Source organism: Tannerella serpentiformis, assembly GCF_003033925.1.
Classification (GTDB): domain Bacteria; phylum Bacteroidota; class Bacteroidia; order Bacteroidales; family Tannerellaceae; genus Tannerella; species Tannerella serpentiformis.
In genome coordinates, this window is the sequence record NZ_CP028365.1 from 960,381 (window position 1) to 980,955 (window position 20,575).

The 20,575-nt window shown below is 56.6% G+C and carries 7 protein-coding genes; 4 read left to right on the forward strand and 3 right to left on the reverse strand.

The genetic code is table 11. From position 1 onward, the window contains the following. Positions 1-29: 29 nt before the first annotated feature. The 4 genes from sov to C7123_RS04035 all read left to right on the forward strand — a co-directional run bounded on the left by sov (position 30) and on the right by C7123_RS04035 (position 14,813). Complete coding sequence (gene sov / locus C7123_RS04020; protein WP_083206962.1) at positions 30-7,466, forward strand: T9SS outer membrane translocon Sov/SprA; 7,437 nt, start codon at positions 30-32, stop codon at positions 7,464-7,466. Positions 7,467-9,254: 1,788 nt separating this feature from the next. Then, a complete protein-coding gene (locus tag C7123_RS04025; protein WP_069175860.1) occupies positions 9,255-10,295 on the forward strand; it encodes a DUF6261 family protein in 1,041 nt (346 codons plus the stop codon). A 1,101-nt stretch (positions 10,296-11,396) separates the two neighbouring features. Further along, positions 11,397-12,917 (forward strand): META domain-containing protein, encoded by a 1,521-nt coding sequence (locus C7123_RS04030; protein ID WP_083206963.1) that lies wholly within the window; start codon positions 11,397-11,399, stop codon positions 12,915-12,917. A 372-nt stretch (positions 12,918-13,289) separates the two neighbouring features. Continuing rightward, positions 13,290-14,813, forward strand: a complete 1,524-nt coding sequence (locus tag C7123_RS04035) for an META domain-containing protein (RefSeq protein ID WP_069175862.1) — start codon at positions 13,290-13,292, stop codon at positions 14,811-14,813. Between the two features lie 1,501 nt (positions 14,814-16,314). Here the strand turns inward: C7123_RS04035 and C7123_RS04040 are convergent. The 3 genes from C7123_RS04040 to C7123_RS04050 form a co-directional block, all read right to left on the reverse strand. Continuing rightward, positions 16,315-17,007 (reverse strand): OmpA family protein, encoded by a 693-nt coding sequence (locus C7123_RS04040; RefSeq protein WP_237269346.1) that lies wholly within the window; start codon positions 17,005-17,007, stop codon positions 16,315-16,317. Positions 17,008-17,130: 123 nt separating this feature from the next. Beyond that, positions 17,131-17,361, reverse strand: coding sequence for a hypothetical protein (locus C7123_RS04045; RefSeq protein WP_037979686.1), 231 nt, complete (start codon positions 17,359-17,361; stop codon positions 17,131-17,133). A 12-nt stretch (positions 17,362-17,373) separates the two neighbouring features. Next, positions 17,374-20,211 (reverse strand): M16 family metallopeptidase, encoded by a 2,838-nt coding sequence (locus C7123_RS04050; protein WP_069175863.1) that lies wholly within the window; start codon positions 20,209-20,211, stop codon positions 17,374-17,376. Positions 20,212-20,575 lie beyond the last annotated feature (364 nt).

The window sequence follows — 20,575 nt, forward strand, 5'->3', positions numbered from 1 at the left end:
ATCGTTTCCCGTCACTATTCCCCATCCGTATGAAAACAGGTTGCCCCTATCGTTCTACCCTTCTCCTTGCACTCTTCTTCGCCATACTCTGGTCCGGAGGGCGCGCCGCAGCGCAGGCTCCGGCTGACTCCGCGCGCAAGGACTCCGTCCCCCCGACCATCGCTACGCTGGGCAAGCCACGCTTCCCCGTGGCACGCACCGCTCCCCTCTTCTACCGCGACCTGACACAGCCCATGCCTGCCGACCTCCACAACCCGGACAATCTGCAAACCACCGTTGAGTACGACATCCTCACGAACCGGTATATCGTCCGTACACGCGTGGGCGACATGGAGCTCGGCACACCCATCACCATGACTCCCGAGCAATACCAGCAGTACAGCATGCAACAGTCGATGAAGGCCTATTATCGCCAGAGAAACGACGAGAACTTCCGACAGGCAAGTGGCGAAAAGCTGAACTTGATGGACATGCGTTTCAACATCGGTGCCGCTGATCGGGTGTTCGGCCCCGGAGGTATACGCGTCAAGTCGCAGGGGACGGCGGAGATGAAGGTGGGCATGAAGTCCAGTGGCACGAAGAACCCCACCTTGCCCGAACGATCGCGCAACCATACCTTCTTCAACTTCGACAACAACGTACAGCTCAACATGCAGGCCTCCGTCGGCACGAAGGTCAATTTCGGGCTGAACTACAACACCCAATCGTCGTTCGAGTTCGACGCTTCACGCTTGAATCTAGCCTACGCGGGCGACGAAGACGAGATCATCAAGAACATCGAGGCCGGTAACGTGAGCCTGAACACGGGCAACTCGCTCATTCGTGGTGGGGCGGCCCTGTTCGGCATTAAGACGGAGCTACAGTTTGGCAAACTGCGCGTCAACGCCCTCTTGGCCCAACAGAACTCCGAGTCGCGTACCATCACCTCGCAGGGGGGCGTACAGACGACGGACTTCGAGATCAACATCGACAACTATGACGAAAACCGCCACTTCTTCCTGGGTCATTTCTTCCGTGACCGCTATGACGAGGCCATGGCCAAGTTGCCCCTCGTGGCGTCGAGTGCCAAGATCACCAAGATAGAGGTATGGGTGACCAACCGCCGTGGCAATTACAATGAGGCGCGAGACATTGTCGCCTTCTCCGACCTCGGTGAGAACGTCCATATCGGCAACACGGCTGAGGTGCAGGCTTCGGGTACGGTGCGGATGACCCACAACGAGGCCAACACGCTCTACTCCCGCGTCAACGCCTTGACCGATGCGCGCAGCATTGATCGCGTCAACGGGGCACTGAGCTTCTTGGAGGACGGGCGCGACTATGAGAAGATCGGTAGTGCACGCCTACTCAGCCCCTCCGAATATTCGCTTAACGAGGCCTTAGGGTATATCTCCCTCTCGACCGCCTTGCAACCAGACGAAAGTTTAGCGGTGGCCTTTGAGTACACCTATGGCGGGCAGACGTTTAAGGTGGGAGAGATCTCGACCGACAATACGAATAACACCGGTGGATGCCTCTTCGTCAAGCTGATCAAGGGTATCAATGAGGCTCCGGGCATGCCATTCTGGGATCTGATGATGAAGAATGTCTACTCCCTCGAGGCATTCTCCGTGCAGAAGGACCGCTTCAAACTAGACATTGTCTACCAGAGCGACACGGTCGGCACTTACGTCTACAGCATCCAAGAGGGAAATATCGCCGGGCGTACCTTGCTACAGGTAATGAACCTCGACCGCCTCGACGTCAACAATGAGCCCTATCCGAACGGTTCGTTCGACTTCGTGGAGGGCTACACCATCCAACCCGCCAACGGACGTATATTCTTCCCCGTCGTGGAGCCCTTCGGACGGCACCTCCGGAAGGCCATCGGTAACAACGCCATTGCCGATCGGTACGTGTTTCAGGAACTCTATGACTCCACCAAGACCGTCGCCCAACAGATTGCAGAGAAGAACAAGTTCAAGCTACGTGGCAAGTACCGTGCGTCATCGGCATCGGACATCAACCTGGGTTCGACCAACGTAGCCCGCGGATCTGTTGTCGTCACCGCCGGGGGCGTTCGACTGACCGAGAATGTGGACTACGTCGTGGACTACGCTTCCGGTATCGTCAGTATCATCAACGAGAGCGTACTGGCCAATCGCAGTTCCATCAGTGTATCGTTAGAGAACCAGTCCGTCTACAGCATGCAACGCAAAACGATGATGGGCCTCGACCTGAACTATGAGTTCTCGAAGCACTTTTCAGCCGGAGCCACCGTGATGCACCTCTCCGAAATGCCCCTCACCACAAAAACCGCCATGGGCGAGGAGTCGATCAACAACACCCTTTGGGGGGCCAATCTGGCCTACAAGGGAGAAAGTCAGTGGTTGACGAACGTAGTGGACAAGCTCCCGCTCTTGAACCTCACCCAGCCCAGCCAGATCTCCCTCAATGCGGAGTTCGCTCACCTCATCGCCGGACACTACCAGAACGAGAACACGGGTCGCTATTCCTACCTCGACGACTTTGAGTCCACCCGAAACAGCATCGACCTACTGAACCCCTACCTCTGGTCGCTAGCCAGCACACCTTACGATAACGGCGCCGCAGCGAAGTTCCCCGAGGCCTCACTCGTCAATAACACAGAGTATGGCAAGAACCGCGCGCTCTTTGCTTGGTATTACATCGACGGACTCTTTACTCGCCGCAACTCGAGCCTCCGACCGAAGTATCTTACGGACAAGGACATCTCGAACCACTATGTCCGTCCGATCGAGTATTCCGAGATCTATCCCAACAAGGATTTGGCATACAACGAGACCAACATGCTTAACACCCTCAACCTGGCCTATTACCCGACCGAGCGAGGCCCCTACAACCTGGACGTAGATGGCATGAACGCCGATGGCACCTTAGCGAATCCGCAGCGCCGTTGGGGTGGCATGATGCGACGACTGGACCAGACGGACTTCGAGGCTTCCAATATTGAGTACATCGAGTTTTGGATGATGGATCCCTTCATCTATAACCGGGAGACAACCAAGGGGGGCGACCTCTTCTTACATCTCGGCGACGTATCGGAAGACATACTGAGGGACGGCAAGAAGTTCTTCGAGAACGGTCTGCCCGTCAACGGCAACCTGAGCCAGGTTGACACGAACGTCTGGGGTCGGATACCCCGACAGCAGAGCACTGTCTATGCCTTTGACAACACCACCGGTGCGCGTCGTGTGCAGGATGTGGGCCTTAACGGTCTCTCCTCCACCGAGGAGCGCGCCTTCCCCACGTATAAGAATTATGTGGAACGGCTGCGTGCCAAGGTCTCGGCCGACACATGGATGCGATGGGAGCACGACCCCTTCTCACCCGTCAATGACCCTGCGGGCGACGACTACCATTACTTCCGCGGTTCGGATTACGACCGTGATCAGGTAGATATCCTCACCCGATACAAGCATTACAACGGTACGGAGGGCAACTCCACCGCCTCGGAAGATTCTCCGGAGAGTTACGACATCTCATCCAAGACCAACCCCGATGTGGAAGACATCAACGGAGACAACACCATGAGCGACTTGGAGCGCTATTATGAGTATCGTGTCTCGATCCGCCCTAAGGACATGGTCGTGGGGCAGAACCATATCGTCAACGAGCGACGCGTCCGCGTTCGCCTGCCTAATGGTGACACGACATCCGTCACCTGGTACCAGTTCAAGGTACCGGTCAAGGAGTACCTCCGCCGCGTGGGCACCATTCAGGGGTACAAGAGTATCCGCTTCATGCGCCTTTACATGACTGACTTTTACGAGACCACCATCCTACGTCTGGGCACCTTCGACCTCGTTCGCGGTGACTGGCGCACCTACCTCCAGAGCCTGGCACCTATCGGCGCGCCCCCGTCCGTGAATGGCACCCTCGACGTCACTTCCGTCAACATAGAGGAGAATGGCGACCGCGAGCCGGTCAACTATATCCTGCCCCCGGGCGTCACCCGAATGACCGACCCCAGCCAGCCGCAGATCAGGCAGCAAAACGAGCAGGCCCTCTCGCTGAAGGTCACCAATCTGGCCTCGCAAGACGCACGCGCCATCTACAAGAGTACCAAATACGACATGCGTCGCTACAAGCGCCTCCAGCTCTTCGTTCACGCCGAGCGATTGATCAACGACGTCACCAGCCTGGCCAATGGCGAGCTGTCCGTGTTCATCCGACTCGGATCGGACTACAAGAACAACTACTACGAGTATGAGGTACCCCTCACCCTCACCCCTGCCGGACGATACAATAGCAGCAGCGAGGCCGACCGCTCCACCGTTTGGCCGGAAAGCAATATGATCGACTTCCCAACCGAGGTGCTTACCAATCTGAAGAATAAGCGCAACCGGGCCAAGCGTGAGGGTCGTGCGGGGGTATCGTTTGCCACGGTCTATTCCGAGATGGATCCGCAGCGGCAGATGAATAAGGTGAGCGTGGTGGGCAACCCTTCGCTCGCTGAGGTGCGCACGATTATGATCGGCGTCCGCAACAACGCTAAGGACCTCAAGAGCGGCGAGGTCTGGGTCAACGAGCTTCGCTTGACCGACTTCGACGAGCGAGGCGGATGGGCCGCCAATGGCTCGCTCAGTGTGGCCCTCTCGGACCTCGGAACGATTCAGGCTGCCGGGCGGATCACGACAGCCGGATTCGGGCAGATCGACCAATCCATCGGCGAGCGCAGCATGGATAACTACACCCAGTATGCCGTCTCTACCTCCCTCCAGCTCGGCAAGTTCTTCCCCGAAAAGGCTCAGGTGAACCTGCCGCTTTACTATGCCTATTCGCGTGAGACTATCTCGCCGGAATACAACCCGTTAGACGGCGACGTCCACCTCCGCGATGCCCTTGATGCCGCCGTAACCACGGCCCAAAAGGACTCCATCCGCAACCTCACGCAGCAGAGGGTCACCACCAAGAGCGTCGCCCTTTCGAACGCGCACGTGAACATCCAAAGCAAGACACCTATGCCTTACGACCCGTCGAACTTCTCCTTCGGCTACGCCTATAACGAGCGTGAACGGAAAGACCCAGAGACGGTCTACGAGACTACGAAAAATTATCAGGGCAACCTCAGCTACATCTATACGCCCTACATCCGACCCTTCCAGCCCTTCGAGAAGCTGCAGAAGAGCAATGGCTATACCCGCTATATCAAGCAACTGGCCTTCAATTACCTCCCCTCCACCATCACCTTCCAGACCACCATGCTCCGCAACTACAACGAGCTTCAGCTCCGCGACATGGACCACCTGGACGACGCAGCCTCCGCGACCACCCTGCCGGTCTCCTTCAGCAGCCTATTCACCTGGGATCGCAGCTTCAGCATCCGATGGAGCCCCCTGACGAACCTCACAGCCGATTTCTCCGCCGGAACTAACGCCCGCATCGAGGAGCCGCACGTGCAGGTCAACAAGAAGCTCAACCGCTCGGACTATGAGCTCTGGAAGGACTCCATCAAGCGCAGCATCGCCCAGCTTGGCACGCCCCTGCTCTACGACCAAACCCTGAACGTCACCTACAGCCTGCCCCTGCAATACATCCCCATCCTCGACTGGGTGGCGGCTAACATGACCTACAATACGCAGTACAACTGGGAGAGCGGCTCTCGCGTTGACCAGACCACCAAGACCGGTAACACGATCAAGAACCAGCGCCAAATGAATTATACCGCCGGCCTCAACCTGCAAGGCCTTTACAACAAGAGCTCGTTCCTCAAGACCGTGAACCAGAAATACGGCGCTCTGGCCGATGCGCAGCGCAGCGAGGGATCCCGCCGACGTCGCGTGAAGCAGAATTATGAGGCCACCATCCGGCTCAGCCCTGACAGTGGCACGATCGTATCGCACAGCCTGATGACGAAGAAGTTAGCCCGCGTCACGGCGCGGCGAACCGACGACAGCTCGCGCTACAACATCACGTACAAGGTGATCGACTTCGCCCGCATCCGCATTACGAATCGGGACTCGGTGGAGCTACGCATCGTCGTCGTCCCTGCCCCGCCCAAAGAGGAAACGCCCGCTTACAAGGGTCTGGAGTACGCCGCACGCTTCCTGATGATGGTGCGCCGCGTCAACCTACAGTTCTCGCAGACGGATGGCATGAAGGTGGACGGCTTCCAGCCTCAGATTGGCGACTGGATTGGGCAAGCCTCCACGGCCTACGGTCGGGCACCCGGATGGGGTTTTGCTTTTGGCGACGTCCGCGAGAGCTATGTCCGCGAGGCTTACGACCGCCACTGGCTGATGACAGAAAGCGAGCAGAACTATCTGGCCCAGATCAATAGCAGCCGCACCTTGACCGGATCGGCCACCATCGAACCCGCCGTGGGCATGAAGATCGAGCTCAACATCAATCGAGTGGACTCCCGCGACGCGGAGATTCAGTATCTCTATTCCGGCATGCCCACCATGCACCGAGGCACCTTCACGATGACCACCTCCACGATCGGTAGCGCCTTTGCCAGCCTCGGCAGCGCCACCAATGGCTACGAGTCCGGCCCCTTCCGACGTTTCGTGGAGAACCGTGCCATCATAGCCTCGCGCATCGAGCGTGAGTATGACGGGGCCACCTATCCCAGCGAAGGCTTCCTAGCCCAGTCCGAACTGGCCGGTAAGGCCCACAACGCGACGAAAAGCCCCGTCAGTCAGAACGCGTCCGACGTACTCATCCCCGCCTTCCTGGCCGCATACACCGGCCGCAGCGCATCCCGCGTGGCCCTGACCGCCTTCCCCTCCATGCTCAGCCTACTGCCCAACTGGCGCCTCTCGTACGACGGACTCGTGCAGATCCCCTTCATCCGTCGCCACTTCAAGACCATGACCCTCAGCCACCAGTATCGCTGCGTCTACACCGTCGGCACCTACCAGTCACACCTATCCTGGGTCGGCATCGGTCGCGGCGACCGCGGTTACATCAAAGACGCCTCGGGCGACCCTCGCCCGTCATCACCGTATGACATAGCGTCGGTCAGCATCACTGAGGCTTTCTCGCCCCTCATCGGAATTGACGCCATGTTCCTCAACAATGTCACGGCCGGTCTGAAGTACCAAAAGACGCGCAACCTGAACCTGAACATCACCTCTTATCAAGTCGTCGAGACCCACAGTGGGGAGTTCACGGTGAGTTTAGGCTACAAATACGCCGAGTTTAATAAGGTATTGAAGATGCGCAAGAAAGGTGACTTCAGTAACGACCTCATGCTCCGGTTCGATTACAGCCGCCGCCGCACGCAGTCACTGATCCGTAAGATCGAGAATGCCTATACGCAGCTGACCGCCGGTACGATGACCCAAAGCCTACAGTTCTCTGCCGACTATGCCTTCAGCCGTGCCGTTACCGTTCGCGCCTACTACGATCTCCAGATCAATACGCCGCTCATCTCGAACAACTCCTATCCGACCTCCAACGCTGACTATGGCATCAGCCTCCGCTTCTCTCTGGCGCAATAGCAGTCCGCGCGGCGGCGGCTAAAGGTCAAGGCCCCGCGGCCAACCGTCCCACAGACGACACCCTCCAATGAACCCCGGCTCAGTCGGGGTTCATTTTTTTGTGCTCTATGTTGAAGCTAGACAGCCCGGCGGTCGATGTTTTTCGTCCGAATGGGTAGGGGCGTATCGAATACGCCCTCCCTGGCGGCCCCGTTAAGGGGACGAACACCCGTACCGGGTTTTATCGATGGTTATTTTAGGACAACCATCCGGGCCCTATCGTGCCCGTTTGGAGGGCGTATGCGATACGCCCCTACCCTGACGGTCGAAAAAACACGTTCGTATTTTGAACTCCTGAGGGGTCGGAGTACCCTTAACACGTTCGTATTTTGAAGTACCGAGCACTATTGTATGACAATACGGCAGGTATTTTGAAGTACCGAGTGGTAGGAGTGCAAAATTCGGTGCCGTATTGTCATGCTCCACCCCTCAGGAGTTCAAAATACCTGCCGTATTTTCAGTCACCACCCCTCGGCAGTTCAAAATACCTGCCGTATTGGCAGCCCCTACCCCTCCGCAGTCCCAAATACGAACCCGTCACGCCCCCTCCGCCCCCTCCGCAGTCCCAAAAACGGACGTGACATTCCAGCCCCCATACCCGCCACCGTCCCCTTTCCGGGGACGCCTGATGGGGCGTATGCAATACGCCCCTACCCTGACGGACAAAAAACGAGAATCGGAGGCGTAAGGGCGTATTGCATACGCCCCACAATCGAGCACGATAGAGCCCGGATGATTCCCATAAATCACCCAACGAAATAACCGGGCACCCGCATTCATCCCCTTGTCGGGGACGTCCGATGGGGCGTATGCAATACGCCCCTACCCATTCGGATGAAAACAATCGACCGGAGGTGTAGGGGCGTATTGCATACGCCCCACAAACGGGCACGGCAGGGCCCGATCGCCCCCAATAAATCACCCTGCGACACAACCGGGTACCCGCCTTCGTCCCCTTGTCGGAAACGTCTGATGGGGCGTATGCTGTTGCGCCCTACCCTGACGGACAAAAAACGAGAACCGGAGGCGTAGGGGCGTATTGCATACGCCCCACAATCAGGCACAATAGGGCCCGGACAACCCCAATAAATCACCCTGTGAAATAACCGGGTACCCGCCTTCATCCCCTTGTCGGGGACGTCTAATGGGGCGTATGCAATACGCCCCTACCCTGACGGACAAAAAACGAGAACCGAAGGCGTAGGGCGATGCCCATTTTTTATCCGTCAGACCATCCGTCGACCATTGTGCGTCCGGAGGAACGGCATCGGTCCCCAAGCGCCCGGAAAGACGAGTTGCAAGGACGCGCCCGGAAATCCGAGTGTCCGAAGCGGAGCGTAGCGACGCAAGTTTTTCGGATTTCAGCGTCCGCAGCTCGTCTTTCAGCTTGGGTGACCGTAGCCTTGACCTTCTTTTGCCTCCTTTTCTTGTGTCAAGACAAGAAAAGGAGGTGGGGGCCGGTGGGGGCTAGCCCCCACCCCTTGACAGACGAAGGGTAGGGCCCGGACGATTCCCATACATATCGATATAGGCATGTAGGGGCCGGTGGGGGCTAGCCCCCACCCCTTGGCAGATGAACGGCAGGGCCCAGACGCTTCCCCATATATATAGGTATAGAGAAGGGCAGGCCGATGGCGGTCAGCCCTCCCGCCTCGCATTTTTTACCATCAATGAGTTGCAATTCAAAATACACCCTATATTTGCGGTGTCGAGAGACCCACTTTTCACATATATAAATCACATACGAGAATGAAAGACGTTAAATCCATCTCTGGAATCAATCATCACTACCCGTTGGGTATGCACATTGACATGCAGGTGCAGCTGTACGACATACTACAGCCCGTCGCCCCTGCCAAAATCCTCTTAGACGCCGCTGATCTTCCCGCCTGGAAGTCCGACATCGACAAAGAGAAAGAGTCCGTCCGTGAGCCGTCAGCTTACGCGGAGACTAAGTATCTGAAAGAGAAAGACAAGAAGCGTGACGAGATCGTCACCTCCCTCTTCCAGGAGATCCGCATGGCAGCTCGCTCGATGGTTGAGGATAGGCAGAAGGCGGGCCACCGCCTCTGCCTGATCGTAGACGCCTATAAAGGTCTGCAAAGCGAGAACATCGCCAACAAGACCGGTCACGTCACGGGCCTGCTGCTCGACCTCGGCAAACCGGAAGCCACAGCCGACCTGACGACCCTCGGGCTCGCCACCACCGTGCCTATGCTCAAGAACATCAACGACGAGTTTGTCACCCTGCGCACCCAACGCCTCAAAGCCGAGGCCGAAGACACTCAGACCGCAGGCACCGACCTAAGAGCTAAGAACGACGCGACGGCCACGAAGATCTTCCGTCACATCGAGGCCGCCTACATCGCAGCTGCCTCAGACGAGGATCGGAAGTTAGTCGGTGATCTGATCGATCGCATCAACACGGTCCTCAGCTACACCAAGACGCACTACAGCCAGAGCCTCGCCCTCAAGCGACTGGCTGCCGAGCGGAGGAAACAACCCAAAGACCCCAAGAAACCCAAGAAGCCCAAGAAGGGCACTGACCCCGAAATCCGTCTCCCGGACGACGGCCAACCCAAGACACCCGAAACGCCGAAGAAGCCAGAGGGAGGCGGCGGTGGCAGCGGTAAGCATCCCGAAGGCGGCGGTGGAGGCACCGGAGGCGGCGGTAAGCATCCCGAGGGCGGCAGCGGAGGCACCGGCGGAGGAGGTAAGCCCTCCGAAGGCGGCGGAGGAGGCACCGGCGGCAGCGGTGGCGGCCCCGAGATCCACCTCCCAGAAGAATAAGGAACGCACTTTCTTTAGTTTTTTCTTCATATCTAGTCTCCCCGGGAACGGCCTCGCCTGTCGAGGTACGCCCGGGGTTTATTTTTTGCCCCCACTCCGTCCGGCAAGGACAATCCATCAACCATCATACCCACACAGTACCCATTTTTCGTCCGAATGGATAATGCTGAAAACGTATGGGTTCAAAAAATGAACGTGTTTTTTCGACCGTCAGGGTAGGGGCGTATTGAATACGCCCCCCAATCGGGCATGATAGGGCCCGGATGGTTGTCGTGAAATAGCCGTCGATATAACCGGGTATCTGCATTCGTCCCCTTGGCGGGGACGTCAGGGGGACGAACGCAAGACACGTGTTCGCCACCGTCGGTGCCGTCTGGAGGGCGTATTCGATACGCCCCTACAACCTGGTACATCAATGGATCTGAAAAATACGATTCCTTGCCCCCTATGACAGGTATTCGATACACCCGTCCCCTGACGGTCAAAAGAACATGATCATTTTTCTAACCACAGATATGCAGCGATTTCCCATTTTTATCCGTCAAACCATCTGCCGACCATTGTGTATCCGGAGGAACGGCATCGGTCCCCAAGCGCCCGGAAAGACGAGTTGCAAGGACGCGCCCGGAAATCCGAGTGTCCGAAGCGGAGCGTAGCGACGCAAGTTTTTCGGATTTCGTCCCGTGCCCGGTTTCTTTGGATGTACCAGGCAAACTTCCCAGCCCCGGCAGGGGCCTTTTCTTGTGTCAAGACAAGAAAAGGAGGTGGGGGCTGGTGGGGGCTAGCCCCCACCCCGTAGTAGACGGAGGTTCCGGGCCCTATCGTTCCCGATCGTGGGGCGTATGCAATACGCCCCTACCCTGACGGTTCATGTTCACAAACAAGAAAAAGAGGTGGGGGCTGGTGGGGGCTAGCCCCCACCCCGTAGTAGACGGAGGTTCCGGGCCCTATCGTTCCCGATCGTAGGGCGTATGCAATACGCCCCTACCCTGACGGTTCATATTCATAAACAAGAAAAGGAGGTGGGGGCCGGTGGGGGCTAGCCCCCCACCCCCTTCATCTTACCTTCATAGACGTTTCACTTCTCAAACACACACAGATATGAAAACCACTGCACGTTTAGGGCTCCTCGCCCTGTTGCTGTCCATCGTCTGGGCAGCCTGTACACACGATCCGGACGTCCCGCCAAGGCCAGCGCCAAAGCCCGACACCACTGCCGTCGATTCTGCCTTGTTAGGCAAATGGTACCTCGCCGGCCTCGGCCGTGTCGGCGACACCACTGTCACGCCCATCGACTCGGTCAGCTATGCCTTGGAGATCTGGCGCGAAGGCTTCCTCTATGGCCATTACGTCAATGGCAGCTATACCTGGGCGGGGGACAGCATCCACATCAAGCTTAATGCAGAGGACAAACAGCGCATGCCAGATCGCATTCGCACCTATCGCGAGGCACTGCTGAGCGTCGAGAGTTACCGTGTCGATAACGAACACCAAATGCGGCTCTTCTACGACCGGGGTCAGCGCTATCTGCTCTTCAGGGACCAGCCTACGACACTGCCTAAGCAGGCTATTGTTCCGCAAGACCTGCTCACCACGTGGATCTTACACGGCCGTGTGTACTTCAAGGACGGAAATAAGGCCCTTCTCCGAAATACCGAGACAGGCCGACTCCGCTTCTACACCGATGCCACTTGGGTCTTCCAACTCTCAACTGGACAGCTCACGGGCTCCTTCCGCACCGATGGTCAGTCGATGCACTTCACCCTCACACCTCCATCGCTGAAAACTAGCCCGAGCGAAGCCTACTACCTCCGTCAGGCACTGGAACGGGTGACGAGCTATAAGATCTACGACAATGAGCTGCAGCTCTATGTGGGTGGAGAGGAGGCGTATCTCGCTTTCAAAAATGCGAAGATCGGGACAGGTCGCATCAACGGACACCTCTGCCAACCGTGGAAGCTCGTCGGGTTCGGACACACCGCAGGTGGCTCGCTGCATATTCCGGAAGAAGGCTATAACCTCCGCGACCGGTCTTTCATGCTCGAATTCCGAGCTGGCGGCTCGCTATACACCCATTCCTCAACCAATTATTTCTACGGCGAGTACTCCGTGGATGGCCAGTCGCTCCGTATGGCAGTAGGCGGAGGCACCAAGGTGAACGAAACCCAAGAGGGTAAGGCATATATCGAGGCGCTGCATACGGTGGAACGTTTTGAACTGCAGAAGGACGGACAGCTGAAACTCTTCTATAATCAAGGTCGCGACTATCTGCTCTTCCGCGATGGTCTCTCGCTCGTCTCTTCCCCGCCACCCGCTGAGCTGCTGGGGAAGTGGACACTGGCTGAGATGCGCTACTCTGCACTGCCTCCAGTCGTCTTTAAGCCTGGCGAACAGACGATAACGTTCCTCAAGAGTGGGTATATCGATGTGGAAGGATATAAGCTCTTTGGCAGCATACCTGAAGATAAGCTATACTACGGCTATCATCCGTGGGGCAAGGAGAACACCCTCTTTATCGGTTGGACGTACTTCATCTACAATCTGGAAGGCGAAACACTGACGATGACCGATAAAGCAGCCGTAGACGGTCCGAACTACGTCTTCAAACGACTAAGGAAGTGATCGCAGCCCTCCCCCTGACAACCCCATTTTTTGAACCGCGGCACCCCCGCGGTTCATTTTTCTCGTCCGTTAGGGTAACGCTGAAAATGTACGGGTTCAATTTTGGGGGCCGAACAGGTAGGGGCGTATTGCATACGCCCCATCAGACGTCCCCGTCAAGGGGATGAACGCCCGTACCCAGTTCTGCCGACAATCACCCAAAGGCAACCGCCCGGGCTCTATCGTGCCCGATTGTGGGGCGTATTCAATACGCCCCTACCCTGACGGTCGATTGTACATGATTGTTTTTCCACCGCCTGCGCTATGCAGCATCTCCCCCTACCCCCTTCATCTTAACCACATAGACATCTCACTTCTCAAACACATACTGATATGAAAACTACTGCACGTTTAGGGCTCCTCGCCCTATTGCTGTCCATCGTCTGGGCAGCCTGTACACACGATCCGGACGTCCCGCCACGGCCAGCGCCGAAGCCCGACACCACGGCCGTCGACTCTGCCTTGTTAGGCAAATGGTATCTCCTTGGCTCCGGCTGGAGGTATGATATGGACCCTCAACCCCTCGACACTGTGGCTTACGTTCTGGAGTTTGGAGGCGATGGCTCCCTGCATGGCTATGCTGTCAATGGCAGCTATACGCTGAAGGACACGGCCTTGCGATTCAAGCTCTATGCCGTGGACGAACAGCGCATGCCAGATCGCCTTCTCACCTATCGCAAGAAACTGCTGAGCGTCTATCGTTACACGATCTACTCCGACGGACTACTGCGGCTCTATTACGACAACGACACGAAATATCTGCTTTTCGACAGGAAGGAGCCGGCACCTCCCGTGCTGAATCAGTTGCCGCGAGCACTGCTCGCCACGTGGCGGATCAACGAATATCGTCTCATCGAGGATAGAGTAACGAGGGATCTCTCAAACAGTGAGCCGATCCAACTCCGGTTCAACGCCGATACCACTTGGACGCTCCAAGTCTCAAGTGGACAGACCACGGGCCCCTTCCGCACGGACAGTTGGACTATCCGCTTCAACCACAGACTCAAGCCGATGGATAGATTCGGATCACCCGACGACCGTCGCCTCTTGGAGTCACTGAGAGAGGTGGTCTGGTACGAATTAAAAGGGGATGAACTGACACTCTATTTCAGTGAAGGTGCGGGCTTCATCAGCTGCCAAAAAGTAGAGCCTGAGGCAGGTCGCATCGACGAGCACCTCTGCCAACCGTGGAAACTTGTCGGGTTTGGGCACACCGCAGACGGCTCGCTGCGTGAGTTAACCGGAGCGGATCGCCTCTCCAACAAGACTTTCTTAGTCGAATTACTAATTAATGGCATGCTGTACACGCTCTCCTCTTCCAATGAACTCTATGGCAACTTCTCCATGAATGGCCAATCGATCCGTATGAACGTAGGCGGAGGCACCAAGGTCGGCGAAACCAAAGCGGGCGAGGCATATGTCCGGGCACTGAATGCGGCGGAACGTTTCGAACTACAGAAGGACGGACGGCTGAAACTCTTCTATAACCAAGGGCGCGACTATCTACTCTTCCGCGAGGGTATCTCGATCATCTCCTCCACACCACCTGCCGAGCTGCTGGGGAAGTGGGTAATGGCGGATCTTCGCCGCTACGCAATGCCCCCAACAGGATTTAAGCTTAGCGAACAGACAGTGGATTTCCGCTCGGATGGGTTCGTCTATATCACAGGGACGGAGCCCTTTGGCACTTCACTTGGGAACAAGCTGCCTTACGGCTATCAGCCGTGGGGTAAGGAGGACAACCTCCTTGTCGGTTATATGTACTTCAGCTGTCGCATAGATGGCGACGAGCTAAGGTTAGGGCGCAATTCATCCGTAGACGGTCCGGTCTACGTCTTCAAACGGCTAAGGAAGTGATCGCCTCCCTCCCCCCGATAACCCCATTTTTTGAAGCCCTATGTTTTTAGGGTTAGCCTAATGGGATCTTTTTTTGGACCCACATTTGGGGATCGTTATCCTAACAACCCCATTTTTTGAACCGCGGCACCCCCGCGGTTCATTTTTTTCGTCCGTCAGGGTAACGCTGAAAACGTATGGGTTCAATTTTTGGGGCCGAACAGGTAGGGGCGTATTGCATACGCCCCTTCAGACGTTCCCGTCAAGGGAACGAACGTGCTTTTTTTGTTGTGTCGTTGGGTGATTTATTGGGGACTATCCGGGCACTATGGTGCCCGATTGTGGGGCGTATTCAATACGCCCCTACCCTGACGGTCGAAAAAACATGATCATTTTTTGAACCCGTATGTTTTCAAGGTTCCTATTTTTCATCCAAATGGGTAGGGCGCAAAAGCATACGCCCCATCAGACGTTCCCATCAAGGGAACGGACGTGGTTTTTGGGTTGTGTCGTTGGGTGATTTATTGGGGACTATCCGGGCCCTATCGTACCCGATTGTGGGGCGTATTCAATACGCCCCTACCCTGACGGTCGAAAAAACAGGATCATTTTTTGAACCCGTATGTTTTCACAGTCCCTATTTTTCATCCGAATGGGAAGGGGCGTATCGAATACGCCCCATCAGACGTCCCCGTCAAGGGAACGAGCGTAAACACCCAGTTCTGCCGACAATCACCCAAAGACAACCGCCCGGGCCCTATCGTACCCGATTGTGGGGCGTATTCAATACGCCCCTACCCTGACGGTCGAAAAAACATAATCATTTTTTGAAGCCATATGTTTTCAAGGTTCCTATTTTTCATCCGAACAGGTAGGGGCGTATTGCATACGCCCCTTCAGACGTTCCCGTCAAGGGGACGAACGTGGTTTTTTTGTTGTGTCATTGGGTGATTTATTGGGGACTATCCGGGCCCTATCGTGCCCGATTGTAGGGCGTATTCAATACGCCCCTACCCTGACGGTCGAAAAAACAGGATCATTTTTTGAACCCGTATGTTTTCAAGGTTCCTATTTTTCATCCGAATGGGTAGGGGCGTATTGCATACGCCCCTTCAGACATTCCCGTCAAGGGAACGAGCACCCGTATCCAGTTCCGCCAACAATCACCCCAAAGCAACCACCCGGGCCCTATCGTGCCCGTTCATGGGGCGTATGTTTTTGCGCCCTACCCTGACGGTCGAAAAAACAAGATCATTTTTTGAACCCGTGCATTTTCCGCGTTATCCTAACGGATAAAAAAAAGGAACCTATACGTTTTCAGAGTTACCCTAACAGGTATATTTTTTGAACCGAAATAGATATCCAATTCACGTAACCCATCCCTATTTTTTCTCTCGACGTTTTCAGGGTCCCTCTGACCAATCCAGAAAACAAAAAAACGACCCCACCGGCTGAAAAAACCGATGGGGTCGTTTGAAGTATGTCGCCCAGAGGATCCGGGCGACGTATGTGTCAGGCGAACTTAACGCTCGCCGGCCTCGCGTTTCGCGTCGTTGACCATCTTCTCGTTGGCGCTGATCAGCACCTCTACACGACGGTTTTGGGCACGCCCCTCGACGGTGTTATTGCTCGCCACGGGCTGATGGATACCCTTGCCCTCATAGACCATGCGTCGACTGCTTACGCCTTGGTCAAGCAGATAGTCGTAAACACTCCTGGCACGACGTTCGGAGAGACTCTGGTTGTAGTCCACTCGGCCCGTATTGTCCGTATGACCGACTATGCGGAGGTCGGTATCTGGGTTTTTCTCTAAGTTTCGAGCCAGGTCACGCAGGGCGGACTTGGACGCAGCACTCACGGTACTGGAGTTTGTGGCGAAGAGAATTCCTGAGTCGAACGTGACACGCAAAGCCGGGGCACGCCCCTCTTCCTCTACCACTTCCACCTTGGTATCATCCGGAAGCACCTTCTCCAGTTCCTTCTTCTGTTTGTCCATCTTCTTACCGATGATGGCTCCTGTGGCGCCACCGACGGCGGCACCAATGACGGCTCCGAGCGCCGTGTTACCGGCTATCTTACCGATGCCCGCGCCGACGGCAGCTCCTCCGCCGACACCGATAGCCGTACCCTTGGCCGTGTTGCTTGCCCCGCACCCGGTCAGCAGGAGCGACGCGCAGGCGAGCGCCATTGCCATTACCTTAAAGTTTTTGATCATACTGTTCATTGTTTTTGGGGTTAATAATATGAGATGTATAACTTGCTATGAAAGACGGCGCAAGGTACGACGTTTTACCGACGACCCCGGCCCGTCAGGCCCCCATGAGACGAGGCAATAGGGCTAATGGTTTAGTCGAGGCGGTCGGTAGACGTACATGATTTCGAAGACCGCCTTGGGGGGATACTGACCGAGCGACTGCTGTTCGTAGAGGTGGTCTCGGATCTGACTTTTGACGTCCTCTTCGGTTGGGCCGGTCACTTCAATGTCCGGTTTTCCGAACAGACAAGCCCACCAATAGTTCTTGTACTGCCGGATAGCGACTCTGATCTCGACGATGTTTCTGTTGCGCATGGGGGCTTTCCTCTACCGATAAAATTCCTGATGGTGAATGCGGACGATCTCGCCAAACGTGGCCAGTCGGCGCCGGTCTATGCGGTGCGCGTTTCCGACTATGACGTAGACAGGCTTACGTCCGCAGATGTGGGCTTGATAAAACCGGGTGATGTCGTCCATTGTCATCCGTCGGATGTCGTCTAAGAGCGCCCGATGGGGGTCGTCCGTATAGCCGTCACGTCGGAATTCGGCAATGCGCGTCGAGATGTCGCGAAAGGCCGGATAGGCATTATTGACCCGATTGATCTCTGTGCGGATCAGGGAGTCGATGCGCTCGGGATGTTCGGGCATGTGGTTGATGAGGGCATCAAGCACTTCGAGGGCGTCGATCGTCTTATCGCTCTGCGTGGATAGGTAGGCCACGAACCGCGTGGGGAGGTCCGACAGGCGGTAGGGCGGCAGACGGTACGCTCCCGAGGTGTAGTAAGCCAGCGAACGAAACTCGCGGATCTCTTGAAACATGAGCGACGACATGCCCTCTCCGAAATACAACGAGAAAAGGTCGGCCGTGTGCCGCTCGCGGAGGGTGGGCAGGGGCTGACAAGGCATGTAGACGTAGATGATGTTTTGGAAGACGTCAGGCATGTGGTAGAGGTAGACGCGCGGGCGGTCGTAGCTGACGAGCCGTCGATAGGGGGCCACGGCGGCAATCCTTCCGTCGGGGCCCGGAGAGAAGCAACGGAGGGTGCGATCGACTACGCGTTCGGCGGGCAGCGTGCCACAGTAATGGGCCGTACACTCGCGTCGGACGGCGTGTCGGAACAAGTTGACCAGCTCGCGCCCTTTGGTGCGCTTCACGTCACGCAGAGAGGGCCGCGTCAGGAATTGCGATTCGGGGCCGTACTGCACAAACTCGAAGAGCGCCTCGGCCACCTCATTGTTCGATTTGAAGAAGGCCTTATCGGCCACCCTTGCGTCGTCGACTAAGGTTTTGAGCTTGGCGTCGTCCGCCTTCACGCCCGACACGAACCCGGAGACCAACTCCAGCGTCTCGTCGAATGCCGTGTCAAAGCCGGTGATCTTGAGGGTGAGGCTGTACTCATCGGCTGTCAGGTCGAGCGTGCTACCGAGCGTCTGTAGGCGGGTGTGTAGCGCGTCGAAGGTGAGGGAGGCTGTGCCGAGGAGGGGTATGTATCCGGTGAGGAGTTTCAGACGCGGCTCCTCGGTGAGTCCGATCGCATAGGACAGTTTGAGGGTGAAGATGTTGTTGACCCTGTTGGGCGTGATGTAGAGCGTGAGACCGTCGGCGGGTCGAAGTGTCTGCACATCGTGCGTAAAGTCGACAAAGCGCGGCCGCACCTCCTCGACAGGCATACGGTCGAGCCAGTCGCTGTAGGCCGAGGTTGCGTCGGCATGCTTAGGCACGATGGGTGCGAAGCCCGGCTTCTTCAGCCGCTCCTTGGGGTAACGGCCGGTCTTTTTCTTCACGAATAGATAATTGGCCCCGAAATACTTATTGGCCACGCGCACCACGTCCTCTTTCGTGAGCGCCTCGGCACGTGCCAACTCCTCGCGGTAGTCGGCCCAGGTCTTGCCTTGGGAGAAGAGACGCACCATGATCTGGCTGCGCGAATCGATATCCTCGAGTTCCGTCAGGTGGCGGCGGAGCTGTTCACGCTTGAGGCTGTTGAAGATCTCGTCCGTGAAGTCCCCTTGCTTAACCCGCTCGAGTTCTCTCCAGATCATGCGCTCGGCCGAACGGCATGTATGAGACAACCGCGGCACGGCCACGATCCCGATGAAGCCCGCTTCATTGAAAGACTCACCGCCGATCATGGCCCCCATCAGGCGCCGCTCGACCATTAGGCGGTCCAGATAGCCCGTGCCATTGGAGTTGTTGAGGATACCCGCGGCCACGTCCAGTGCCGGCTGATCGGGGTGATTAGCGGGTACGCCGCGAAAGCCCAAGGCGACGGCTTTGAGTAGCGGCAAGGGGATCTTGATCGTAGTCCGCTCGCGGCCCCGGAATGGGCGGATACGGACCGTCGGCGCCGCGTCTGGCACGCCTCGCGGGATACGTGAAAAGGTGCGCTCGATGATGGGAAGGGCCCGTCGGGTGTCAAAATCGCCGCTCAGGATGAGGCCCATGTTGGAGGAGACGTAATAGGTCCTGAAGAAGCGTTTCATCTCCGAGAGCCGCGGATTCTTGAGGTTTTCCGCGCTTCCAATGATCGGGTAGGCATAGGGATGTGGGTGGAAGTACTTCTCCATCAATCGCTCGATGGAACGGTTGAGGATCATGTCGTCACGTCGGTTTTTCTCCTCGTACACGGTCTCGAGCTCGCTTTGGAACATGCGAAAAACGGGCCGTATGAGTCGCTCGCTGTTGAGCTCGGCCCACTGCTCCAAGTATTGCGGTGAGAAGAGGTTGTGATAGACGGTGTAATCGTACGACGTACCGGCATTTAGCTTCGATCCGCCGTACTTGGTAATGAGCCGATCGAACTCGTTGGGGATGACGAAATCTGCGGCCCGGATGCTGAGTTCGTTGATCTCCATTTGAATGGCCTCCCTCCGCTTGCTGTTCTTGGTTGCAGCCAGCTCCTCGTACTTGGCTTCGATGGCGTCGAGGAGGACTTTCTCAGCGGCGTAGTCTGTCGTCCCGATCTGTTCAGTGCCCTTAAACATCATATGCTCAAAGTAATGCGCTATGCCCGTGTTGGGGGAATCTTTCGATCCAGCCATCACGACAACAGCACCAAAGACCTTCGGCTGGCTGTGGTCTTCGTTGAGCCATACCGTCAGGCCATTGTCCAGAATGTATTCGTTGATCTCCGTCGATACGAGCGCCGGCGCAGTTTGCTTCATGATTGATGCGGAATGGATGTTAGGGGTTGATCTCATTTCAATTCATTCAACAGATGACCGTGCGAATGGTTCATTTCAGGCCATCATCATGGATGCCGGAGTCGTGTCAAGGTCAGCATCCGCGGCCGAGAGCGATCGCTCCGGGAAGTATGGTAGGCATCCATCTGACGATGCCCTCCCACTCGCCGCTTGTAGGGGAGAGTCCGCCGTCAATACGCTTAGCCCGACATAAACGGATGCGCTGTCAATGGACAATGGGCGTTGGAATACATATAGACCTCCATCGACTGTAAACAATAGATACCCATATATGTTTCACTCGCTTTTGTCTACAGACAAAACTGGCTTTCATATATCGCATAGC